Here is a 22,525-nt window from a genome sequence, read left to right as displayed (position 1 = left end):
TTTAAGATTGTAAATATAATACTTTGTTAGTTGTCAATATGTTTGTTTTGTTACGACTATTAGTAAGTAAGTGCGTTAAGGATGGAACGGCATGTTTGAGCTCTTTTTTGTTTTTCTCAAAAAAAGCGAGTAGTGATAGCCTGACCTTATGGCACGATAGTGATATAAGGTAACGCCATAATAATAATTGCATGGTTTTTGATTAACTTTGTACAAATAGAATATTAATATAAAAATTAGAAGATATGTATCCAGCAGAAATGGTAAAACCTATGAGCGAAGATTTAACAAACGCAGGTTTTGAAGCATTACATACAGCAGCGTCTGTTGACGAGGCTATAAAAAGAGAAGGAACTACGTTAGTGGTTGTAAATTCGGTTTGTGGTTGTGCAGCAGCAAATGCGCGTCCAGGTGCAAAAATGAGTTTAAATAATGATAAAAAACCTACTAATATTGTAACTGTATTTGCAGGTGTAGATAAAGAGGCGGTTAACCAAGCAAGAGGCCATATGGTACCTTTTCCTCCAAGCTCGCCTTGTATGGCTTTGTTTAAAAATGGAGAATTAGTACACATGTTAGAGCGCCATCATATTGAAGGTCGTCCTGCAGAATTAATTGCAGAAAACCTTGTAGATGCTTATAACGAGCATTGCTAGTAATTAAATACACTTACAGTATTTAATTCGCGGTTTTTAAAACTAAGTATTATAGAAAAACCACGTTTTTTAAACGTGGTTTTTCTATTTTTGACATATAATTAGCTTGTCGAAAATGAGAAAAATTTTAGCATATCCATTAACTTGTTTGTATTACCTATTTTTTGGGTTGTCGTTACTTGTTTTTCATCCAATACAATGGTTCTGCTTTAATGTACTGGGCTACAAGGCACTTAAAAACAGTGTTGATATTTTACAGTTTTTTTTAATGCGTTGCTTAAATTGCTTAGGCACTTGGCATACTTTTATAAACCCATACAAATTAGACACTTCTCAGCCTGTAATTATTGTTTCTAATCACCAGAGTATGGCAGATATTCCGCCATTAATGTGGTATTTTAGAAAACACCATGTAAAATTTGTTAGTAAGAAGGAATTAGGAAAAGGTATACCGAGTGTATCTTATAATTTAAGACATGGAGGATCGGCTTTAATAGACCGCAAAAACCCGAGACAAGCTATTGTTGCTATTAGAAAATTTGCAGATTATATAGAAACTACAAACAGAGCAGCTGTTATTTTTCCGGAAGGCACTAGAAGTCGCGATGGAAAACCAAAACATTTTCAAACTAAAGGTTTGGAAACACTAATAAAATATATACCAAGTGCTGTTATTGTTCCTGTAACGATTAATAATTCTTGGAAAAATTTACGCTATGGAAAATTTCCTATGGGTATTGGTAATCACTTAACTTTTGAGGCTCATAAACCTGTTAAACCAAGCGATTTTGAAACACAGGAATTGTTATTAGCACATATTGAAAACACTATAAAAAACAGTATAAAACTTTAAGATTATGTCATTAAAAAATGTAAGATTAGAAGTGATGTCGTTTTTAGAAAAAGACATAGAGTCACTAATAGAAAAATATTTAATTCCGCCTGAAACGATATGGCAACCTACAGATTTTTTACCAAATTCTGAAGGTCCAAATTTCTTGGAAGAAGTAAAAGAAATTAGAGAGCTCTCTAAAGAATTACCATACGATTTCTGGGTGGTTTTAGTTGGTGATATGATTACCGAAGAAGCATTACCAACCTACGAATCTTGGTTAATGGATGTTGAAGGTGTAGACCAAGGTGGTAGAAACGGTTGGGCAAAGTGGATAAGACATTGGACTGCTGAAGAAAACCGTCACGGTGATGTGCTTAATAAGTACTTATACCTTTCTGGTCGTGTTAATATGAGAGAAATAGAACAGACCACACAGCATCTTATTGCAGATGGTTTTGATATTGGCACAGCTCAAGACCCTTATAAAAACTTTGTTTACACTAGCTTTCAAGAGTTGGCAACATACGTTTCTCACAACCGTGTTGCTAAATTAGCGAAACAAAAAGGTAATAAACAATTGTCTAAAATGTGTAAGATTATTGCTGGTGACGAAATGAGACATCACCATGCTTACAGCGAATTTGTAGAACGTATTTTTGCTGTAGATCCAAGCCAAATGATGCTTGCTTTTCAATACATGATGAAGCAAAAAATTACAATGCCTGCTCATTTTTTAAGAGAATCTGGCGGAAAAATAGGTACTGTTTTCGAAGAGTTTTCTAACACAGCTCAACGTATTGGTGTGTATACTTCTTTAGATTATATTGAAATTTTAGAGAAGCTTACTAAACGTTGGGAAATAGACAAAATTACTGGTCTTACTGACGAAGCTGAAAAAGCACGTGACTACTTAATGAAATTACCTTCAAGAATGTTACGTTTAGCAGATAGAATAAAGATTCCTGAAAACTCTTACCAATTTAAATGGGTTGAACCTGCAAAGTTATAGCATGATTAACCTTGTTTTAATAGAAGCTACCAAAGCATTTGTGAAAAAAGAATTAGCAAATGCTGAAGGTGGGCACGACTGGTTTCATATAGAACGTGTTTACAACAATGCTTTACTTATTTCTAAAGGCGAGGTAGTAAACTTAGAAATAGTCGCTTTAGGCGCTTTATTACATGATATTGCAGATAGCAAGTTTCATAATGGAGATGATACTGTTGGTCCTAAAAAAGCACGAACATTTTTACAAGAACACAATGTAGACTCTTCTATTATTGAGCACGTAGTAGCTATAATTGAAAACATCTCTTTTAGCTCTAATATTGGTAAAACGGACGCTTTTAATTCTATAGAATTACAAGTTGTTCAAGATGCAGACCGATTAGATGCACTTGGAGCTATTGGTATTGCAAGGACTTTTAATTATGGCGGGTTTAAGAACAGAGCACTTTATAATCCAGATATTAAGCCTAATCTTAATATGACTAAAGCAGAATACAAAGCCTCTACTGCTCCAACAATTAATCATTTTTATGAGAAATTGCTGCTATTAAAAGATACAATGAATACTAAAACCGGTAAAGAAATTGCTCTAGAACGCCATAATTATATGTTTTCGTTTTTAAATCAATTTCATGCAGAAGTTAATGGTGAAAAATAGCTTAATTTTCCTTCGCCACTTCTAATGCTGTAATTTTATATTTTAAAATTATTGTATTATCTGTTTTATCTCACTTCTATATTTAGAAGCATTCTTACCTGTTATTTCTTTAAACAACTTATTAAAATGTGAGAAATTATTAAAACCACATTCAAAACAAACATCTGTAATACTCATTTGGCTTTCAGATAATAGTTTTGTAGCATGCACAACTCTATATTCATTAACTAGCTTTGTAAACGTCTTACCTGTTGCTTTTTTAAAATAACGACAAAAGGCAGGAACAGTCATACTTACTTGCTCTGCAATAGTATCTAAACTTATATGCTCTTTAAAATTACTATAAACGTATTTAAAAACAACATCTATTTTAGTATTGTCCTGTAATTGAGCTTCAAAGGCATAACCGTCTGCATTTAACAACACATAATCTTCTGCCTCTGCTAAAATATGAAGTATTTCGAGTAACTTAATTACTCGTTTAAAACCTTCATACCTTGGTAATCTTGTTATTTTCTCTCCTACCTTCTCTTTTGTTTCTGGCTTAAAAAGTAATCCCATTTTAGCACGTTCTAAAAGCAACGAGATACTACTCATTTGTGGTAAGCTAAAAAAATCCTTACCTAAGAAATCTGGATGAAACTGTATTAGTGTTTCTTTCCCTTTGGCTGTTAGCCTATTTTCGAATCCGTTATGAGGCAAATTAGATCCAACTAAAATAAGTTGACTGTTATCAAAATAAGACATGTGGTTTCCAATATGCCTTCTTCCCTTTCCTTTATTTACATAAACCAATTCTATTTCTGGATGAAAATGCCAAAAGGCTTGGTCTCTCTTCCTTTTCTTCAATTTATTAACTGCAACAATGGAGTTTCCAAATCCAGGTGAAATTTTCTCTAATGTAGGCTTGTTTTTCAATGCGTAATTATTTTAATGTAAAATTAATTGTTATTCTATTTTTAAATATATGCTAAATTACCTTTTTTATTATCAAAATTACCTTTCATACATGCCTAATTATATCTATCTGTTAATTTAGTACACAAATAAGCCAAAATAGACGTTTTCTACATGAACCTTTGCCTCTATCTTTGCAGAGTAAATATTAAACAAATAAGATTATGAAAAAAGCAATTCAAAAAAGTATATTATTAGTTGCTGTATTAGTAACAATGGTAAACTACGCAAACAATGTTTCTCCATTAAATGAAGATGACAACATTAAAAAAACAGTACTTACTTTAAATAACGTAAAAGAAGGTCAACAATTATTAATTAAAGATGCAAACCAGGTTATTCTTTACAAAGAAGACATTACTAAATCTGGAGATTATAAAAAAGGATTCGATTTAACTGCATTACCAAATGGAGATTATTATTTTGAACTTAACAAAGACATGGTAATTGAGGTTATTCCTTTTAAAGTAGACTACAATGTAGTAACATTTAATAAGAATAATAAAACTGAGATTTTTAAACCTTTCGTATCTTCAAAAGAAAACACTGTTTTTGTATCTTCATTATCTTTAAATGCAAAGCCGGTTAGCCTATCTATTTATTATGACAACGATGGCTCTATGGAATTAATTCATAATGAAACTATAAGCAACACTGTAAACATTCAAAAAGCTTACGAGTTAGACGCTACAAAAATAGGAGAATATGTAGTTGTAATTAAAACAGAAAATAGAACATTTTCAAATAGCATAAACCTTTAGACTCTAATATTGGTTAGAGTTTAACACCCAATTAATTTAGTTAGTTAATTAAAAAAAGTGAGCCTTTCGGCTCACTTTTTTATGTTATATACTCTTCTTAATTAATTTACAATCTTAAGTTTATTTCCCAGGAAACTCAGCCTTACGTTTTTCTAAAAACGCTGTTGTTCCCTCTTTAAAATCTTCGGTTCCAAAACAATTACCAAACTCTTCTATTTCTGTTTCAAAACCATTAACACCATCCTTGTAGTTAGCATTTACCGCTTTTATTGCTTTACTAATAGCTACAGAAGAATTGCGCATAATCTTACTAGCAATCTTTTCGGCTAATGGTATTAATTCTTCTTGAGAAACTACATGGTTTACTAAACCATAATCTTTAGCCGTATTAGCATCTATCATTCCTGCAGTCATTATTAACTCCATAGCACGACCTTTACCAACTAATTGTGGCAAACGTTGTGTTCCTCCATAACCAGGTATTACACCTAAAGAAACTTCTGGCAATCCCATTTTTGCATTATCGCTTGCCACTCTAAAATGTGCTGCCATAGCTAATTCTAATCCTCCACCAAGTGCAAAACCGTTTACTGCCGCAATTACTGGAGTGCTTAAATTTTCAACAAAGTCAAATAATAACTCTTGTCCTTTAGCTGCTAATTTACCTCCATTATCTACATTAAAATTTGCGAATTCACTAATATCTGCTCCCGCAACAAAAGCTTTTTCACCACTTCCTGTAATGATTATGACTTTAGTAGAATTATCATCATTCGCAGTTTCAAATGCGTCATGAAGCTCTTTAATAGTCGCTTTGTTTAAAGCATTTAACTTTGAAGGTCTGTTGACTGTTATGGTTGTAATTCCATTTTGAGATGCTGATAGTATGTTTTCGTATGCCATTTTAAAACTGTTTTTTATTTCCGCGGAAGCGAAAAATTTAATATTTATATTTTATTTATTTGCTCCAAATTTAAACAAGGATGACAAACAGATTTATTTATACTTTTGGAAAAACAACTGTAAAAGTTGTGCCTTCATTCTTTTGTGAAACAAAGGTAATAGTTCCATGATAAGTTTCTACAATATTCTTAACCATTGCAAGACCTAATCCCATTCCACTAGATTTTGTGGTAAATTTAGGTTCAAATATTTTAGATTTATTTTCTTCTGAAATTCCAATTCCGTTGTCTGAAACTGTAATTTTTATATTTTCTTCTTCTTCATATACATTCACAGTTATTTGAGGCAGCCTCTCTTCTGAAATGGCTTGAATTCCATTTTTAATTAAATTGGTAACAACTCGAATAAGCTGTGTTCTGTCAAAACTCGCTATAATTTCCTTTTTATCAGATTGAAATGTTATATAATTTTCGCTAAAAATATCAAGCGTTAAATCAACAACTTCAACTACGTTAAGCATTTCGTTTTTTTGAGCTGGCATTTTAGCAAAGTTAGAAAAAGCACCTGCAATAGCACTCATGGTATCTATTTGCTGAATTAAGGTTTTAGAGTATTCATCTAATTTTTGGTGAATATTCTCATCTTCAGGATCAAATTTTCGTTGAAAACTCTGTACGGTTAATCGCATTGGAGTTAACGGGTTTTTAATTTCATGCGCTACCTGTTTTGCCATTTCTCGCCAAGCCTGCTCCCGCTCGCTTGTTGCCAATTGCACTGCACTTTCCTCAAGCTCATCAATCATTCTATTATAAGAATTTACAAGTGTTGAGATTTCTTCGCTCGTGTCTTCAATGTTAATTTTTTCATTACGCTTTTCTAAACGTGTGGCATTCATTTTTTCACTAATGGCCTTAATTGGTTTGGTAATATATCGTGATAAGAAAAATGCCAATATAACTGCCATCAATAACACAACTAAGGATGTATAAGTTAAACGCTCTAAAAATTCATTTAATTCTTTAGCAAGAAAATCATCTTTCTCTAAATATGGAATGTTAATAATAGCTAAGTCTTTAAATTTTGAATCTGTAATAAAACGATAACTTGATCTAAAGATTTCTTCACCTTCTTCTCTTCTTTCTTCAAAACGATGTTCCGCAGTATTAGATAGGGTGTTTAAAACGTTAGGGTTTAAACATTTTGCAATAACTTCTTCATTAATATCTGCTTTAGACGAAATAAGCAATGACCCTTCTAAATCGTATAGGTTAATTTGAATATTATGCACCTCTGCTACTTCATAAATTTTCATTTTAAAAATAAGAGGAACGTTTTCTGTAATAACAGGAAAAGAAGTTTCACGGATAACAAAGTCCAGACTTCTAATTATAGCTGTTTCTTTTCGATCTAAACGTTGTTTATGGTAATCTTGAGTTTCTTCGTTATATTGATAGATGGCAACCGCAGCTATTAATACTGAAGATATTAATACCAGCAAAATCATTGCTATAAATATTCTAAGACGTAAAGACAGTTTCTTTAATTTCATCATTATTTTCTGCTTGTACGTTTTGCTTTACGGTCTTGTTTCTTTTTAAACTTTAAGTATTTATGATGTGCTTTTATAGTCTTTTCATCTAAAATACCATTTGCTGCCAAAGTGTAACCTAAATCTACTAATTGCTTTTGATATGTAATAAATTTAGTAGTTTCCTCATCTGTTTTTCTAACATGAAAAACATTTACTCCGTTAGACCCAGTAGCTTTAGATTTTTTACAATCAACCTCTTTCCATTCTATAGGCTTATCGTAATAAAAGCAGCGTTCATAGCATTTTCCAGGTTTTGGATTTTTTGGTAAATCAACATTCTGAGCTATTGCGCTGCTAAATGCAAAACATAGAATTGTAGGAATTAGCAGGAATCTCATAAATTAAATTTTCTTAAATATAGCAATAATCAAACCAAACGCGTGGTCGGTAAATTTCAATATTTCTATAATAGTATAACTTTAAGCTTCTGGATTTTTATTACGAATACGCTTATAAGATTTAAAACCTAACATTAAAAGAAGCCCTAAAACAAAAATACCAATAACTCCAAAAATCCAATTAAAAGCACTTTTTAAAAGCACTAAAAAGATAACTGCAAAAAGAATAAATGTTGCACCTTCGTTCCATAAACGCATAAACCCAGAGGTTTTTTTTACGATACCATTCTGTAATTGTTTAAAATAAACATGCGTCTGTAAGTGATAAATTATAAGCAAGACAACGAAGCCAAGTTTTACTTGCATCCAATCGTTTTGTATAAGGTATGGATTTAAATAAAATAAAGTCAACCCAAAAAATAGTGCTAAAATAGCAGAAGGCCAAGTAATTATAGTCCATAAACGCTTGGCCATTAATTTTAATTGTTTGCCTAAAATCTCTTTATCTGGCGATGGCTTGTGAGATGCTTCTATTTGATACACAAACAGTCTTGGAATATAAAACAAGCCAGCAAACCAAGTAATTACAAAAATAAGATGCAGTGCTTTTATGTAATTATAATACTCCATAATTAAGCTTGAGCGGGATTTTTAGACCATTCGTTAATTTGATTTGCAAGAAACGAAACCCAATCTTTATTGGTGTTTAAACATGGTATTGTTGTAAAATCTTTTCCACCCATTTCATGAAAAATCTCTTCACCCTCCATAGCAATCTCCTCTAAGGTTTCTAAACAATCACTAACAAAAGCAGGTGTTGCAATCGCCATTGTTTTAACACCTTTTTTACCTAAACGTTCGATAGTTCTATCTGTATAAGGTTGTAACCAAGGATCGAAACCTAAACGCGATTGAAACGATGTAGAATACGTATCTGGTTCTAACTTTAAATACTCACCAACCAAACGTGTTACTTCTTTACATTGGTGACGGTAGCAAAACTCGTGTGCTTTACTTGCTGTTTCACAACAACTACCATCTATTTTACAATGCGATTTTGTAATATCGCTTTTACGAATATGTCTTTCAGGAACTCCATGATAAGAAAACAATAAATGTTCGTATTTTTTATCTTTTAAGTCGTCTTTTATACTGTTTGCTAAAGCAGAAATATATTCAGGATTGTTATAAAATGGCTTTATTGACTCAATTTTTAACTTCGGAAAATATTCTGCTCTAATTTCTTCGGCCAAAACAACAATAGTCTCTACTGTTGCCATTGCAAATTGTGGATATAATGGAATTAAAAATACTTCATCACAACCTTTGTCTACCAATTCCTGCAAGCCTTTTTTAATAGTCATACTTCCATAACGCATGGCTAATGCTACAGGAAAATCTACTTCTTCTTGCACCTTTTTTTGTAAGCGCTCAGACAGCACTATTAATGGAGAACCATCTTCCCACCATATTTTTTTATATGCAGCAGCAGACGCTTTAGGCCTTGTGTTTAATATTATTCCTTTAACTAAAGCTGTTCTAGCTATTAATGGAAGATCTATTACGCGTTCATCCATTAAAAATTCGCCTAAATATTTTTTTACATCTTTAGGTTCTGGACTTTCTGGCGACCCTAAGTTTACGAGTAGTATTCCTTTCATTACTATTTATTTTTCTTTTCCACAGAAGCGAAAATTTACATTTTTCTTTTTACAAAAATACAATACTAAAACATATTAAACCACAGATTAAAACGTTGCATATGTTATAAACACGTTAAATTACTAAATAATTAAACTTAAATAAATATATTTATAGTTCATTTCACACCTATTTATGCACAAATATTTCGCTATACTAACCACGTTTTTTTGCTTTTTAGGTTTTTCTCAAGAACAAGAACAGAGTTTACTTTGGGAAATTTCGGGTAATGGTTTACAAAAACCATCTTACATCTACGGCACAATGCATGTTAGCAAAAAAGTGGCTTTTAGACTAGACGATGTGTTTTTTAATGCCTTAGCAGAAAGCGAAGTCATTGCATTAGAAAGTGACCCTTCTACATGGTTGGACCATAGTTATGAAGCTGTAACTCTATCACCTCAAAACCTTAGTAGTAATCATAGAGATGGTTTTTACACCTCTAAATTTAGCTTAAAACATCCAAACGAATTATTAATTAGAAGTGCCATTCGCCAAGATAACCGTATGCTTAACGGTTATTTATATAGAAAGAATTCACAAACAGATAATTTTGAAGAAGAAACTTATCTAGATATGTTTATTTATCAAGCAGGTAAAAAGAAAAACAAACCTATTGTAAGCCTTGAAGATTTAAATGAAGCTGAGTATTTAACTACCAAAGCAAGCACGAACGCTTACAAGAAAAAAACAGATCCTTGGTTAACAGAAATTTACGAAAAAGAGAGTCCTAATTTGCTACAAGAAAACACATATCGAGAACGTAATTTAGCACTTTTAGATTCTATTGGAGAGGCCTCTAATACGCAGTATTTTAGAGAAAACATGCTATACATTCGTAATGACAATATGGTGACCGTTTTAGACAGTATTATCCAAAAGCAAACTGTTTTTGCCGGTGTTGGCGCAGCACACTTACCTGGAGAACGTGGCATGCTAAAATCGCTTAAAGACAAAGGCTACACCGTAAAAGCACTATTGAGTGAACAAACACAAACTGGGCAAACAAAAAAACAAGCGATAGAAGATTTTATTGCACCTCCCATTTTAAAAAGCTACACTACTACAGATGGCTTCTTAACAATAAAAAGCTTTAGTGATTTAAAAGAATTTTTCTACAACGGACAAAAATTTTCTGTTTCACCAGACATGACTAATGGTGCTTTTTTAACCATTAGCAAGTTTAATTTATTCGATTATTTACCAAGCGAAGAAGACATTTCGTTAGACCGATTAGAAAATTTTCTGTTCGAGGATATTCCTGGAGATATTATTTCAAAAGAAAAAATAACAACACCTTTTCCTGGTTTAAGCATTTTAAACAAAACAAAAAAAGGAGATTACCAGAAGTATCATATTTACAAAACACCTTTAGAAATCGTTGTTATAAAATTTGGAGGCCCTAAAAACTATGTTTTAGATTATGAAAAAGAAGTCTTTCAATCCATTAGCTTTAAAACACCATCAAAAACTATAGAGACCTTTAAATCTCCATATGGCAAATATCAAGTTTTGTTACCTAAATTTAACACGCAAGACAATCTTAAAAATGCTGGAAACAAACTAATTCAAGGGAATATTGATGACGATTACTATTTTGTAAAAGAATCTGTAAATCAAGACACTTATTATATTGAAGAAGATGCCTTTGAAGCAAAATACATAACAGAAAGCTTTTTTAGAGATTTAAAGATTGAGCACTCTATGTCTGGCAAATTTATTAATGGAACTTATAAAAGCTATGAAGCTGTTGCTAAGTTTGATAGTATTTCAGATAGAGAAATTCATTTAAAAACCATTGTAAAAGATGGTAGTTATTACTTATTGGGTTATTCTGGTAAGCAGAAAACGAAAGCGACTGCCTTTTTTAATTCTTTTAAATTTAATAAAATTAAGCATGACAACTTCGAAACAAAAACAGATACTTCTCTTCACTTTACTGTATTAACAAACACAAAACCCGTAGTCTCAGGTTATAATCGGTACAACAAAAATAAGCGAAAAGACTACGAACCAGAAACAAAACAAGCTAGCTATTACTCTAAAGCAAACGAACACGTATTTGTTATAAGAACCAAGTTTCATGATTTTCAAATGTATAGCAATATTGATAGCTTGTGGCAAGAAATGGATGATGCTAGATTACCTAAATATAAAAGTGATGAGGCTAAACTTTTTAAAATTAGTAATAAGAAGAAAACAAAAAAAGACGACACCTATACTTACAGCTACACATTAACAGATTCGCTTAGTGTAAAAGAAATAAAAGTGAAGCATATTGTTAAAAAAGGAGTCTTATTTACCATAAAATCTTTAAACGATTCTAAAAATAAACCATCGCCTTTTATTACCAATTTCTACGAAACATTTAAACCTATAGATACTATTATGGGAGAAACGATTTTTAAAGATAAAACACAACGGTTTTTTGAAGCATTAAAAAAAGACGACAGTATTGTTATGAATACTTACGATCTATTAAAATTTAATACATCGCACACCAATACTATTATGGATCTGATCACCAATTTCCAGTTCCCTGAAAACAAACAAACTATAAAAACAAATTTAATTAATGAACTTATTAAGTTAGACGATACTAAAACGATACCTTATTTAAAACACTTATATGCACACTCGTATTCTAGTCCTAGAATTCAAACTACCATTTTAAAGGCACTTTTAAATAAGAAAAACAAAAAAGCTTACAAGGATGTCTTAGCTTTAATGCAAAAAGACTTACCATTAGAAGAATACGACGTAAAATCGCTTTTCTACACTTACCAGGACTCCTTAGAACTTAAAAAGGACTTGTTTCCAGAGCTTTTAGAATACACTAGCATTCAAGAGTACAAAGAACCTGTTTACAAATTACTAGCGCGATTAAAAGACAGTAGTATTATAAAACCAAAAGATTATAAAAAGTATAAAAAGACTATTATTAACGATGGAAAAATTGAAATTAAACGCAGTTTGAGTCAAAAAACCAGCTACCAATCTAGAAACAGCGCGCTATATAGTTATGTAAAATTAATTTTCCCATTTAGAAAAGAATCTTCAGCCGAAAGTTTTTTCGATAAATTAATAGACAGTGAAAATGCCGAAGCGCTAACGACCTATTATTCACTTTTAGAAAAAGCAAAAGAGCGTATTCCTGTAAAGCTTAAAAATAAAACATTAGACGACTATAAAAACCAAGCGCTTCTAGTAGATAAACTGTATGCTTTAAACCTTAAAAATCCTTACTTAACTCAAGAAATAACACAGCATAAATACGCTAAATCCTATTTATTTAGTACTGTAAAAATTGAAACAGGAAGAGATTCTATTTCCTTTTTAACTCAAAAACAATTTGAGACAGACAGCGGTAAAAAAGGAACTATGTACTTTTTTAAACTAGACACTAAAAACGAGTATGGTGATTCTAAAAAACTATACTATGTTGCTTTTTTAGAGCCTAAAAAACAAAATGAGTTGGTTACAGATATCTACTTTCAATCTGGTTATAATGGTAATTATATGGATGAGAACGAAAAAGAAGATGAGCTTATAGAAGACATTTTACACGTGGTAAAGTATAAGACCAGAAAACGTATTAATAGAAGGTAAAGTACAATTTTGAAAGCAGCCAAAACATATTTAAAAGGTCAATCTGTATTTATTATTTCGATAATTGTTATACTAATCACCATTCTTACTGTTTACCTAAATGGCGAAAATCATGACCGATCTATTACTTCCAATTTTTATATTTCATTAGCCATAATTGGAACGGTTCTATTTTTATTTATGACCTATGGTCTCTATAAAGGAATTGGCCTAAGAGATAATTTCCCAAATTTTAAAAGTTATGAAGTTGGTAATTACATTCCTTCATCTGGAGAAATGCCAGACCTTCCGTTTTTCGAAGGTGGTGATGGAATAGGTGGAATTATAATATCCGTCTTAGTTTGGGTAGCAATGACAATATTAATTTTTCTATTACTCATTTTAATAGAAATTGCTCTTTGGTTCTCTATCTTTATAATAATTATGATGCTCTATTGGTTATTTTTTAGAGCCTTGAAATTAGTTTTTACCAAAGCACCAATCACTAAAGGAAAAATAAGAATTTCTATGCTTTACTCCTTAGCATATACCATACTGTATTTAGGCTGGATATTTATACTCGTTTATTTAACCCAAAAATTTTAACCCACAGACTGCACATATTTCTTTGGTGTAGTCCCATACTTTTTCTTAAAAGCAGCAATAAAATGACTAGACGTACTATAGCCAATTTTTAAACCCACCTCATTAACATTATGGGCACCAGATTCTAAAAGTTTTCGAGCAACTTCCATTTTATAATCTAATAAAAAACTAAAGACAGAATCACCATAAATTTGTTTAAAACCTTCTTTTAGCTTTTTTAAAGTCAAACCAATTTCATCTGCCAATTCTTGTAAACTTGGTGGTTCTGCCATTCTAGAAATTACAATATCCTTTGCTTTTCTAATTTTTAATACATTAGACTCATCTACTAAAAATGGACATTGCTCAATATCTGCCTCCTCATTTCTATTAAAATATAAGCTCAAAACTTCGTATGCTTTAGCTTTAAAATAGATGTTTTTAATAGAGGCGTTTAAATTATAATTCACCAACTGGTTTAATGCAATTGCCATTGAAGGTGAAATTTTACCATCTTTATAATATTTTTTATCGCGATTATCTCCACTTAAAAATGTAATATAATCCGCTTCTTGAGAAAATAATCCGTGAAATTTTTTAATAGAAATTAACACCGAAACTAACCAAGAATTAGGTTTTACCTCCAAATGTATTGGCAAATCGCGTTCAGGGTTGTATAATAATAAAGAAGTCTCCTCGGCTACATTTAAAGTATAGCTACCATTATTAAACAAAAACTGACTCTCTCCCTTTAAACAAAAATGAAACTGAATAAAGCTACTATCTATCTCACGCTCAATAGTCTTAACTTCCTGTGTATCATTTTGGTGCGTTAAAATAAAAACACCATCATCCGCACGAGTTTCAATAAAAAAACCTTTAGCGATACTTTTGTCTATTTTGTTTTCTGAATGTAACATAACTCTATTTAGATTTGTTCTAAATTACAAAACGAATAACGCTTGCAACGTAAGCAAATATAGTACTTTTCATGATTTTAATTAAAAAACAACGCAAAAAAACCACAAGCGACACTATTAGTTCTTTTAGCGTTGTTTTATAGCAAAGTGAGATATTAATTTTGCTAAGGATAGATTATGAAACAATATCACATTTCAAAAGGAACAACATTTTATGCGATTGGCTTAAGCTATAAAAAAGCTGATGCCAAAATTCGTGGTAATTTTAGTTTAAGCGAAGACGCAAAAAACAACTTACTAAATCAAGCTAAGACCAATGGTATCGAGAGCTTAATAGTAACATCTACATGTAATAGAACAGAGATTTTTGGCTTTGCAGAACATCCATTTCAGCTCATCCAATTACTTTGCGATAACACAAAAGGAACTGTTGAAGAGTTTCAAAAAGTGGCGTATGTTTACAAAAACAAAGACGCCATTTCTCATATGTTTCGCGTTGGTTCTGGTTTAGATAGTCAGATTTTAGGTGACTTCGAGATAATAAGTCAGTTAAAAACTGCTGCGAGAATTTCTAAAAAACACGATTTACTTAATCATTTTATAGAAAGATTAGTAAATGCGGTTATTCAAGCAAGTAAACGTATAAAAACAGAAACCGACATTTCATCTGGTGCAACCTCTGTGTCTTTTGCCTCTGTGCAATACATAATGAAGCATGTTGAAAATGTTACAAATAAAAATATTCTACTTTTTGGTACCGGAAAAATAGGCAGAAATACTTGCGAAAATTTAGTTAAACATACCAAAAACGAACATATAACTTTAGTTAACAGAACTAAAGATAAAGCTGAAGCCATTGCAGGAAAATTTAATTTAATTGTAAAAGATTATGCAAATCTTCAAGAAGAAATTAATGCTTCAGATATTTTAATTGTTGCAACAGGAGCTCAAAATCCTACAATCGACAAGCATATTATTCAATCTAAAAAAGACTTATTAATTTTAGATTTATCAATTCCGAAGAATGTAAACGAAAACGTTCAAGAATTAACCAACGTTAAGCTTATACATTTAGATGATTTATCGCAAATTACCGATGAAACATTAGAAAACAGAAAACAACATATTCCATTAGCCGAAACTATTATTAAAGAAGTAAATACTGAATTTAATAGTTGGTTGGAAACTAGAAAATTTGCTCCTACAATAAAAGCGTTAAAAACAAAATTACAGTCGTTTAAAACGGCAGAATTAGACACACAACGCAAAAAAATAGCAAATTTTAACGAAGAACAAGCAGAGTTAATTAGCAATAAACTCATTCAAAAAATAACAAATCACTTCGCTCACCATTTAAAAGACGAAGCAATTTCTACAAACGATAGCCTGGAACTTATTCAAAAAGTGTTTCAGTTAGAACCAATAAAGAATGTCTAGAATAATAAGAATTGGAACTCGCGATAGTGAGTTAGCGCTTTATCAAGCCAGAGCTGTAAGACAACAATTAGAACATTTAGGACATAAATCTATACTTGTTCCTATAAAATCTACGGGCGATATAGTTTTAGATAAGCCTTTATACGAACTTGGTATTACTGGAATCTTTACAAGAACTTTGGACATTGCTATGCTAAATGGCGATATTGATATTGCTGTGCATTCGTTAAAAGATGTCCCTACAGTTTTACCAAAAGGTATTGTACAGGCTGCAGTTATGAAACGTGGAAACGTTCGTGACACTATCGTTTTTAAAGGTACCGAAGAGTTTTTAGGTGGCCGTGAAGCCGTAATTGCTACTAGTAGTTTACGTAGAAAAGCACAATGGCTAAACCGTTACCCAACACATACTATTGTAGATATTCGTGGAAATGTAAACACGCGTTTAGAAAAATTAGATAGTAGTGAAAATTGGGATGCTGCTATTTTTGCAGCTGCTGGTTTGGGTCGTTTAGATGTACGTCCTGAAACTGCAGATAATTTAGAATGGATGGTTCCTGCTCCTGGTCAAGGTGCAATTATGACAACTGCTCTTGAAGAAGACGAAGAGCTTTTAGCTATTTTAGCTGAAATTAATGACGAAGAAACAGAAATTTGTACGCAAATAGAGCGTGAGTTTTTAAACCGATTAGAAGGTGGCTGTACCGCTCCTATTGGTGCATTATGTTACATAAAAGATGAAGAAGTACATTTCGAAGGTATTTTATTAAGCCCTAACGGAACTAAAAAAATTACTGTAGAACGTGTTAAAATATTAGGAGAGCATAGAGATATTGCACAATGGTGTGCAGACTATGTAATAGGTAAAGGAGGCAAGAGTTTAATGGATGCTATGAAGCAAACTAGCAGGCCAACAAACATCTACTCTACCAAGTCTTTTACAGAAGATCAGCGCTTATTATTTCACGAAAAAGTAACTGCTGAAAGCAGTGATTTTGTTAAAATTAATTTAAACAGAATTGCTCCAAGATACTTAAAAAACGAAATAGAAAATGTTGTAATCACAAGTCAAAATGCTATTGAAGCACTACTTACCAACTTTTCTCCAATAGAACTACAATTCAAAAACATTTATTGTGTTGGTCGTCGTACAAAACGCATGATAGAAAAAAGAATTGGAGAAGTTAAACACAGTGAAAACAATGCTAAGAAATTAGCAGAACACTTAGTTGAGTTTATGGATGGTAGCGAAGTTACTTATTTCTGTAGTGACTTAAGGTTAGACGATTTACCAACTATTCTTAAAGAAAACAACATAAACGTTAACGAAGTTGAAGCCTACCAAACAAAGCTAGACAGCGTAAAGGTTGATGATTCTGTAGAAGGACTTATGTTTTACAGTCCATCGACAGTAAAAAGTTATAAGCAAGAAAATAACGTTGGAGATAAAACCATTGCTTTTTGCATTGGAGAATCTACAGCAAAAGAAGCTAGTAAACATTTTAAAGATGTTAGAATTGCAAAAGTACCAACGGTAGAAAGTGTTATCGAGTTGGTAAACGAGCATTACGTTTAAAATAAAATAGAGAGTTGACAGAGTGGCCGATCGTGCTACCTTGGAAAGGTAGTGTGCCTGCAAAGGCACCAAGGGTTCGAATCCCTTACTCTCTGCAAAAGTAAAGTACAATAAAAGAGATTATTACACAGGCAAGAATAACAGAGCGATGATTAAGAACGATTTATTTTTAAGAGCATTAAAAGGAGAAACAGTAGACCGTCCACCAGTTTGGATGATGCGTCAAGCAGGTCGTTACCTTCCAGAATTTATGGAAATAAAGGCTAAATACGATTTCTTTACACGTTGTCAAACTCCAGAGTTAGCAAGTGAAATTACAGTACAACCTATTCGTAGATACGGAATGGATGCTGCAATTTTATTCTGTGATATTTTAGTGATTCCTCAGGCAATGAACATCGAAGTACAAATGAAGCCGGATTTTGGACCTTATTTACCAAATCCTATTCGTACTCAAAAAGATGTCGATACTGTTATTGTACCAGACGTAAAAGAAAGCTTAAGCTACGTTTACGAAGCCATTAAAATGACTAAAGAGAAACTAAACGACGATATTCCATTAATTGGTTTCGCTGGTTCTCCTTGGACCATTTTATGTTATTGTGTGCAAGGTCAAGGTTCTAAAAACTTTGATAAAGCAAAAGAATTTTGTTTTACAAATCCTGTTGCTGCACACCAATTATTACAAAAAATTACAGATACAACAATTGCTTACTTAAAAGAAAAAGTAAAAGCAGGTGTTAATGCTGTTCAAGTATTCGATTCTTGGGGAGGAATGCTTTCTCCTGTAGATTATCAGGAGTTTTCTTGGAAATATATTCAGCAAATAATTGATGCTTTAAAAGACATTACACCGGTAATTGCTTTTGGAAAAGGATGTTGGTTTGCTTTAGATGAAATGTCTAAATCTGGAGCTGCGGCTTTAGGTGTTGACTGGACATGTTCTGCAAGAAACGCACGTTACTTAACTGGCGGTAACATTACTTTGCAAGGTAATTTTGATCCTACACGTTTATTTTCTCCTCCTGCAGAAATCAAAAAAATGGTACACCAAATGATTAATGAGTTTGGTAAAGATAAATATATTGTAAATTTAGGTCATGGTATTTTACCTAACATTCCGTTAGAAAATGCTAAAGCATTTATAGATGCTGTAAAAGAGTACAAAGCTAATTAGTTAATAGAACCTGTAACTTAATCTTGGTTTTTGCGTCTTTTAAGCATGTTTAATTAAACACCTATTTAATGATTAAAAACATTTTAAAAGGTATCAAAGCCTATACAGGAACATTCGCATTAATTTCAAAATTAAAGCTCTGGAATTACTTTTTAGTGCCAATCATCATTAGCATTATAACGGCTACAATTGTTGGTTTTACTGCTTATGCCTTATCAGATAACATTGGTAGGTTTATAGCCAAAATATGGCCTTGGGAAACAGGAATAGAAACCTTTACCTCTATTTCAAGTTATTTAGGTGGAGCCATTATTATTCTTTTAGGTTTTATACTTTATAAGCATATTGTAATGGCATTGTCTGCTCCTTTTATGAGCCCGGTTTCAGAAAAAATCGAATTACATCTTACAGGAACAACAAAACACGATCATAGAGCGACCTCTTTTAAAGAACAACTTTGGAGAGGTATTAGAATTAACGTTCGAAATCTTTTTAAAGAAATACTCTTTACTATTCCCTTAATTATAATTAGTTTTATTCCTGTTATTGGTATTATAGGCACTATTCTTATATTCTTAGTTCAAGCGTTTTATGCTGGATTTGGTAATATGGACTACACTTTAGAACGTCATTTTAAATATGAAGAAAGTGTTAATTTCGTTAGAAAAAATAGAGGTTTAGCAATAGGAAACGGTATTGTTTTTATGCTATTTTTATTAATTCCAATAATTGGAATTATTATAGTATTACCACTTTCCGTAACAGCAGCAACCACTAAAACAGTAGAAGCTATTAAAGCCGAAAACAAATTACTAACAGCACAAAAAATGCCTGCAGTTTAAATACTTAGCGTAAAATTAAATAATGATTCTACAGTTTGACGACTTCGAAATTAGCCCAGTTAAAGAAACAGATGCCTGGAAGCTTTGTGACTTTATGGTAACAAATTCCGATCGTTTTAAACGCTATTTCCCTGGCACTTTAAACGAAAACTCGAACCCAACATTATCGCAGTTATTTGTTGAGACTAAAGTGAAGCAATTCAATAAAAAAGAAGAGTTTCTATTCACTTTAAAACAAGCTCAAAATAACAAACTTGCAGCAATTATTTACATAAAAGCATTAGACTGGTCTAAAAAACAAGGTGAACTTGCATACTGTATAGATTACAATTTTAAAGGTCAAGGCCTTGTATCTAAAGCTATAAAAGCATTGTCTAATTATAGTTTTAGCACATTAAATTTAGAGACACTTCAAATAATTGCACACAAAGACAATTTACCAAGTGTAAACGTGGCTTTAAATAATGGTTTTGTTTGGCAAAAAACGTTGCTAAAAGAATTTACTCCAATAGGTGAAGAACCTCTTGACATGGAGTTATATGAATTATACAAATAAACAATTATGCCACATTTTGTAATAGATTGCTCTGAAGATATATTAAATAATGTTGAAGCAAAATCTGTTTTAACCAAAGTACACAACACAGCAAATAACAGTTTATTATTTGATGAAACAGATATTAAAGTGCGCTTAAATCCTTTTAAAGAAAACTATTTAGTTGGCGGAAAAAAGGAACCTTTTATTCATGTTTTTGCAAACATTATGGAAGGCAGAACAACCGAACAAAAAGCGAAGCTTTCTAAGAGTATAGTAACCGAATTAAAATTAATGTTTCCTGAGATTCCTTTTATTGCAATTAATATAAGAGATTTTGAAAAGGTAACATATTGTAACAAATCAATGGTATAAAAATGAAAGACAAATTTTTCAAATACATACATCAATTACAAGACACTATTACAGCAGGTCTAGAAAAAGTTGACGGAAAAGCGACTTTTCAAGAAGACATCTGGAAACGACCAGAAGGTGGTGGCGGACGAACAAGAGTTATAGAAAACGGAAACGTTTTTGAAAAAGGAGGCGTTAATATTTCTGGTGTACATGGAAAACTACCAGACTCTATGCAAAAGTATTTTGGTGTCGAAGATGCAGATTTTTTTGCCTGCGGATTAAGCCTTGTTTTACATCCTAAAAACCCAATGGTTCCAACGGTACATGCAAATTGGCGCTATTTCGAAATGTATGATAAAGAAGGAAATATTGTAGACCAATGGTTTGGTGGCGGTCAAGACTTAACACCTTATTATTTGTTTGATGAAGATGCTACACATTTTCACCAAACCTGCAAAACTGCTTGCGACAAACACAATCCAGAATTTTACCCTAAATACAAAGCGCGTTGCGACGAGTATTTTTACAATGCACACCGTAACGAAGGACGTGGTATTGGCGGTTTATTTTTCGATTATTGTAAAGCTTCAGAAGACATGAGCATGCCAAATTGGTACAACTTTGTTACCGAAGTTGGAGATAGCTTCCTTGAAGCTTATGTTCCTATTGCCGAAAAAAGAAAAGATTTAGAATACACAAAAACACAACGCGATTGGCAAGAAATACGTCGTGGTCGTTATGTAGAGTTTAATTTAGTGCATGATAAAGGCACACTTTTTGGCTTGAAAACTAACGGAAGAATAGAAAGTATATTAATGAGTTTACCTCCTCATGTACAATGGGTTTACGACCACCAACCAGAAACTGGTAGTGAAGAAGAACGCTTAGTAGAAGTATTACAGAATCCTAAAAACTGGATATAATTATGAAATTATTTAAACGTGTTTTTTTAATAATCAACTGGAAAACATTTGTAATTACGGCTTTAGCTATAGCTTCGACTGCATTTTGTATTCATTTTGAGATTAAAGCAGACTTTCCCTTAACGCTTATAGGAACAGCAATTGTATTTCCTATTGTATTCTCTATTGGAGGTGCTTACAAACGTCGTGAAGTTGCCTTAGACGAATATGGCTCTATAAAAGCGCATGGTCGTGCTTTGTACTTTGCAGTATCGCATTGGTTAGAAAATCCGCCAGAAAATCTTAAAGCAGAAATTAAAACCAATCTAGAGAATTTACTAAATTCTTTAACAGACGTTTTTACAAATCCTATTAGTGATTTAGAAAACACAGAAAAAAAAGTATACGAGAATTTTAATACTATTTCTCAGTTTATAAAAACCTTAAGGTCTCATGGCTTGCCTTCTGGAGAAGCTTCAAGATCTAATCAGTTTTTAAGCAAAATGATGATTTCTTTCGAGCGCATAAAACACATTTACCAATACAGAACACCAAGAACATTACGTACTTATAGTGATATTTTTATTATTGCTTTACCTATAATTTACGGGCCTCATTTTGCACATAGTGTTACAAGTTATAATTACGGTTTACAATATGCTGTGCCAATAATGTTTAGTGTTATTTTGGTAGCTTTAGATAATATACAATCGCATTTAGAAAATCCGTTTGATCAACAAGGTGAAGATGATGTAGAAATAAACGTAGAAAAATTTATAAGAAATTTAGACTAGTTTTTTAAATATGAATTGCTACTGCGGAAACAATAAAACCTACAAAGCATGCTGCGAAGTATTTCATTTAAATAATGGAAAAACAGAAACAGCTCAACAATTAATGCGTTCAAGATATAGCGCTTTTGTTCTAGCTAATGGCGATTATTTAATGCATACACACCATAGTTCTACAAGACCAATAACCGAAAAGAAAGCCATTGTAAAGTGGGCAAAATCTGTAGAATGGATAAAACTTGAAGTACTTGAAACTACTAAAGGCTTAAAGAATGACGAAGAAGGTACAGTAACATTTGATGCTTCATTTTATGAAAATGGAAGTGTTGATGTTATTCATGAAAAGTCTGCTTTTGTGAGAGAGGATGGAAATTGGAAATATTTAGGGCTTTTTAAAGATTAAAAA

At 32.0% G+C, this 22,525-nt stretch carries 23 protein-coding genes and 1 tRNA gene; 17 read left to right on the top strand and 7 right to left on the bottom strand.

The genetic code is table 11. The annotated features are described in order from the left end of the window. The first annotated feature begins 245 nt into the window (after positions 1–245). From ASC44_RS09790 to ASC44_RS09775, 4 genes are all read left to right on the top strand, one after another. Complete coding sequence (locus tag ASC44_RS09790) at positions 246–656, top strand: BrxA/BrxB family bacilliredoxin (protein WP_055447422.1); 411 nt, start codon at positions 246–248, stop codon at positions 654–656. Positions 657–771: 115 nt separating this feature from the next. Then, complete coding sequence (locus tag ASC44_RS09785) at positions 772–1,509, top strand: lysophospholipid acyltransferase family protein (protein ID WP_055447421.1); 738 nt, start codon at positions 772–774, stop codon at positions 1,507–1,509. A gap of 4 nt (positions 1,510–1,513) precedes the next feature. Further along, positions 1,514–2,500, top strand: a complete 987-nt coding sequence (locus ASC44_RS09780; RefSeq protein ID WP_055447420.1) for an acyl-ACP desaturase — start codon at positions 1,514–1,516, stop codon at positions 2,498–2,500. A gap of 1 nt (position 2,501) precedes the next feature. Next, a complete protein-coding gene (locus ASC44_RS09775) occupies positions 2,502–3,158 on the top strand; it encodes an HD domain-containing protein (protein ID WP_055447419.1) in 657 nt (218 codons plus the stop codon). A 48-nt stretch (positions 3,159–3,206) separates the two neighbouring features. On the opposite strand, the gene ASC44_RS09770 is transcribed toward ASC44_RS09775, so the two are convergent. Next, on the bottom strand, positions 3,207–4,076 hold the full coding sequence (locus tag ASC44_RS09770; RefSeq protein ID WP_055447418.1) for an AraC family transcriptional regulator: 870 nt from the start codon (positions 4,074–4,076) through the stop codon (positions 3,207–3,209). A gap of 203 nt (positions 4,077–4,279) precedes the next feature. Between ASC44_RS09770 and ASC44_RS09765 the strand changes: the two genes are divergently transcribed. Then, positions 4,280–4,876 (top strand): hypothetical protein, encoded by a 597-nt coding sequence (locus ASC44_RS09765; protein WP_055447417.1) that lies wholly within the window; start codon positions 4,280–4,282, stop codon positions 4,874–4,876. 120 nt (positions 4,877–4,996) lie between these two features. Here ASC44_RS09765 and ASC44_RS09760 read toward each other — a convergent pair whose 3' ends face one another. The 5 genes from ASC44_RS09760 to hemH all read right to left on the bottom strand — a co-directional run bounded on the left by ASC44_RS09760 (position 4,997) and on the right by hemH (position 9,369). Beyond that, on the bottom strand, positions 4,997–5,779 hold the full coding sequence (locus tag ASC44_RS09760; RefSeq protein ID WP_055447416.1) for an enoyl-CoA hydratase/isomerase family protein: 783 nt from the start codon (positions 5,777–5,779) through the stop codon (positions 4,997–4,999). 97 nt (positions 5,780–5,876) lie between these two features. Continuing rightward, on the bottom strand, positions 5,877–7,328 hold the full coding sequence (locus ASC44_RS09755) for a sensor histidine kinase (protein WP_055447415.1): 1,452 nt from the start codon (positions 7,326–7,328) through the stop codon (positions 5,877–5,879). Between the two features lie 2 nt (positions 7,329–7,330). Beyond that, the gene (locus ASC44_RS09750; RefSeq protein ID WP_055447414.1) at positions 7,331–7,708 is read right to left on the bottom strand and encodes a hypothetical protein; all 378 of its coding nucleotides are present in this window, start codon (positions 7,706–7,708) and stop codon (positions 7,331–7,333) included. A gap of 81 nt (positions 7,709–7,789) precedes the next feature. Further along, positions 7,790–8,338 (bottom strand): CopD family protein, encoded by a 549-nt coding sequence (locus ASC44_RS09745; RefSeq protein ID WP_055447413.1) that lies wholly within the window; start codon positions 8,336–8,338, stop codon positions 7,790–7,792. 2 nt (positions 8,339–8,340) lie between these two features. Beyond that, complete coding sequence (hemH, locus tag ASC44_RS09740) at positions 8,341–9,369, bottom strand: ferrochelatase (protein ID WP_055447412.1); 1,029 nt, start codon at positions 9,367–9,369, stop codon at positions 8,341–8,343. Positions 9,370–9,544: 175 nt separating this feature from the next. On the opposite strand from hemH, the gene ASC44_RS09735 reads away from it, so the two are divergent. Together ASC44_RS09735 and ASC44_RS09730 are read left to right on the top strand one after the other, a co-directional pair. Next, a complete protein-coding gene (locus ASC44_RS09735; protein WP_055447411.1) occupies positions 9,545–13,018 on the top strand; it encodes a TraB/GumN family protein in 3,474 nt (1,157 codons plus the stop codon). Positions 13,019–13,027: 9 nt separating this feature from the next. Continuing rightward, a complete protein-coding gene (locus ASC44_RS09730; protein ID WP_055447410.1) occupies positions 13,028–13,603 on the top strand; it encodes a hypothetical protein in 576 nt (191 codons plus the stop codon). Here the strand turns inward: ASC44_RS09730 and ASC44_RS09725 are convergent. Then, complete coding sequence (locus ASC44_RS09725; RefSeq protein ID WP_055447409.1) at positions 13,600–14,502, bottom strand: helix-turn-helix transcriptional regulator; 903 nt, start codon at positions 14,500–14,502, stop codon at positions 13,600–13,602. The genes ASC44_RS09730 and ASC44_RS09725 overlap by 4 nt on opposite strands. A gap of 177 nt (positions 14,503–14,679) precedes the next feature. Between ASC44_RS09725 and hemA the strand changes: the two genes are divergently transcribed. The 10 genes from hemA to ASC44_RS09680 all read left to right on the top strand — a co-directional run bounded on the left by hemA (position 14,680) and on the right by ASC44_RS09680 (position 22,522). Beyond that, positions 14,680–15,939 (top strand): glutamyl-tRNA reductase, encoded by a 1,260-nt coding sequence (gene hemA, locus ASC44_RS09720; protein ID WP_055447408.1) that lies wholly within the window; start codon positions 14,680–14,682, stop codon positions 15,937–15,939. Beyond that, positions 15,932–17,515: a hydroxymethylbilane synthase gene (hemC, locus tag ASC44_RS09715; protein ID WP_055447407.1), complete on the top strand. Its 1,584-nt coding sequence runs from the start codon at positions 15,932–15,934 to the stop codon at positions 17,513–17,515. The genes hemA and hemC overlap by 8 nt, the downstream gene beginning before the upstream one ends. Positions 17,516–17,523: 8 nt before the next feature. Next, a tRNA-Ser gene (locus ASC44_RS17935) sits at positions 17,524–17,610 on the top strand. A 53-nt stretch (positions 17,611–17,663) separates the two neighbouring features. Then, positions 17,664–18,692, top strand: a complete 1,029-nt coding sequence (hemE, locus tag ASC44_RS09710; protein WP_055447406.1) for a uroporphyrinogen decarboxylase — start codon at positions 17,664–17,666, stop codon at positions 18,690–18,692. A 68-nt stretch (positions 18,693–18,760) separates the two neighbouring features. Beyond that, positions 18,761–19,534 (top strand): EI24 domain-containing protein, encoded by a 774-nt coding sequence (locus tag ASC44_RS09705; protein ID WP_055447405.1) that lies wholly within the window; start codon positions 18,761–18,763, stop codon positions 19,532–19,534. Between the two features lie 22 nt (positions 19,535–19,556). After that, positions 19,557–20,090: a GNAT family N-acetyltransferase gene (locus ASC44_RS09700; protein WP_055447404.1), complete on the top strand. Its 534-nt coding sequence runs from the start codon at positions 19,557–19,559 to the stop codon at positions 20,088–20,090. A gap of 6 nt (positions 20,091–20,096) precedes the next feature. Further along, positions 20,097–20,444: a 5-carboxymethyl-2-hydroxymuconate Delta-isomerase gene (locus tag ASC44_RS09695; RefSeq protein WP_055447403.1), complete on the top strand. Its 348-nt coding sequence runs from the start codon at positions 20,097–20,099 to the stop codon at positions 20,442–20,444. A 2-nt stretch (positions 20,445–20,446) separates the two neighbouring features. Next, complete coding sequence (gene hemF / locus ASC44_RS09690; RefSeq protein ID WP_055447402.1) at positions 20,447–21,349, top strand: oxygen-dependent coproporphyrinogen oxidase; 903 nt, start codon at positions 20,447–20,449, stop codon at positions 21,347–21,349. 2 nt (positions 21,350–21,351) lie between these two features. After that, the gene (locus ASC44_RS09685) at positions 21,352–22,122 is read left to right on the top strand and encodes a hypothetical protein (RefSeq protein ID WP_055447401.1); all 771 of its coding nucleotides are present in this window, start codon (positions 21,352–21,354) and stop codon (positions 22,120–22,122) included. A gap of 10 nt (positions 22,123–22,132) precedes the next feature. Beyond that, positions 22,133–22,522 carry a YchJ family protein gene (locus ASC44_RS09680; protein ID WP_055447400.1) on the top strand — a complete coding sequence of 130 codons (390 nt, stop codon included), beginning with the start codon at positions 22,133–22,135 and terminating at the stop codon, positions 22,520–22,522. Positions 22,523–22,525: the final 3 nt, after the last annotated feature.

The organism is Lacinutrix mariniflava, assembly GCF_001418015.1.
Taxonomy (GTDB): domain Bacteria; phylum Bacteroidota; class Bacteroidia; order Flavobacteriales; family Flavobacteriaceae; genus Lacinutrix; species Lacinutrix mariniflava.
The sequence above is the reverse complement of the archived record's forward strand: the minus strand, read 5'-3'. Positions and strand labels throughout refer to the sequence as shown.

Excerpts from the sequence above, each read along its gene's own strand:
- ASC44_RS09785 (WP_055447421.1), top strand. The coding sequence starts at position 772 with ATGAGAAAAATTTTAGCATATCCATTAACTTGTTTGTATTACCTATTT.
- ASC44_RS09745 (WP_055447413.1), bottom strand. The coding sequence starts at position 8,338 with ATGGAGTATTATAATTACATAAAAGCACTGCATCTTATTTTTGTAATT.
- ASC44_RS09790 (WP_055447422.1), top strand. The coding sequence starts at position 246 with ATGTATCCAGCAGAAATGGTAAAACCTATGAGCGAAGATTTAACAAAC.
- ASC44_RS09685 (WP_055447401.1), top strand. The coding sequence starts at position 21,352 with ATGAAATTATTTAAACGTGTTTTTTTAATAATCAACTGGAAAACATTT.
- hemA (WP_055447408.1), top strand. The coding sequence starts at position 14,680 with ATGAAACAATATCACATTTCAAAAGGAACAACATTTTATGCGATTGGC.
- ASC44_RS09700 (WP_055447404.1), top strand. The coding sequence starts at position 19,557 with ATGATTCTACAGTTTGACGACTTCGAAATTAGCCCAGTTAAAGAAACA.
- ASC44_RS09760 (WP_055447416.1), bottom strand. The coding sequence starts at position 5,779 with ATGGCATACGAAAACATACTATCAGCATCTCAAAATGGAATTACAACC.
- ASC44_RS09735 (WP_055447411.1), top strand. The coding sequence starts at position 9,545 with ATGCACAAATATTTCGCTATACTAACCACGTTTTTTTGCTTTTTAGGT.
- ASC44_RS09775 (WP_055447419.1), top strand. The coding sequence starts at position 2,502 with ATGATTAACCTTGTTTTAATAGAAGCTACCAAAGCATTTGTGAAAAAA.
- hemC (WP_055447407.1), top strand. The coding sequence starts at position 15,932 with ATGTCTAGAATAATAAGAATTGGAACTCGCGATAGTGAGTTAGCGCTT.
- ASC44_RS09705 (WP_055447405.1), top strand. The coding sequence starts at position 18,761 with ATGATTAAAAACATTTTAAAAGGTATCAAAGCCTATACAGGAACATTC.
- ASC44_RS09755 (WP_055447415.1), bottom strand. The coding sequence starts at position 7,328 with ATGAAATTAAAGAAACTGTCTTTACGTCTTAGAATATTTATAGCAATG.
- ASC44_RS09780 (WP_055447420.1), top strand. The coding sequence starts at position 1,514 with ATGTCATTAAAAAATGTAAGATTAGAAGTGATGTCGTTTTTAGAAAAA.
- ASC44_RS09680 (WP_055447400.1), top strand. The coding sequence starts at position 22,133 with ATGAATTGCTACTGCGGAAACAATAAAACCTACAAAGCATGCTGCGAA.
- hemH (WP_055447412.1), bottom strand. The coding sequence starts at position 9,369 with ATGAAAGGAATACTACTCGTAAACTTAGGGTCGCCAGAAAGTCCAGAA.
- ASC44_RS09725 (WP_055447409.1), bottom strand. The coding sequence starts at position 14,502 with ATGTTACATTCAGAAAACAAAATAGACAAAAGTATCGCTAAAGGTTTT.
- hemF (WP_055447402.1), top strand. The coding sequence starts at position 20,447 with ATGAAAGACAAATTTTTCAAATACATACATCAATTACAAGACACTATT.
- ASC44_RS09695 (WP_055447403.1), top strand. The coding sequence starts at position 20,097 with ATGCCACATTTTGTAATAGATTGCTCTGAAGATATATTAAATAATGTT.
- ASC44_RS09750 (WP_055447414.1), bottom strand. The coding sequence starts at position 7,708 with ATGAGATTCCTGCTAATTCCTACAATTCTATGTTTTGCATTTAGCAGC.
- ASC44_RS09765 (WP_055447417.1), top strand. The coding sequence starts at position 4,280 with ATGAAAAAAGCAATTCAAAAAAGTATATTATTAGTTGCTGTATTAGTA.
- hemE (WP_055447406.1), top strand. The coding sequence starts at position 17,664 with ATGATTAAGAACGATTTATTTTTAAGAGCATTAAAAGGAGAAACAGTA.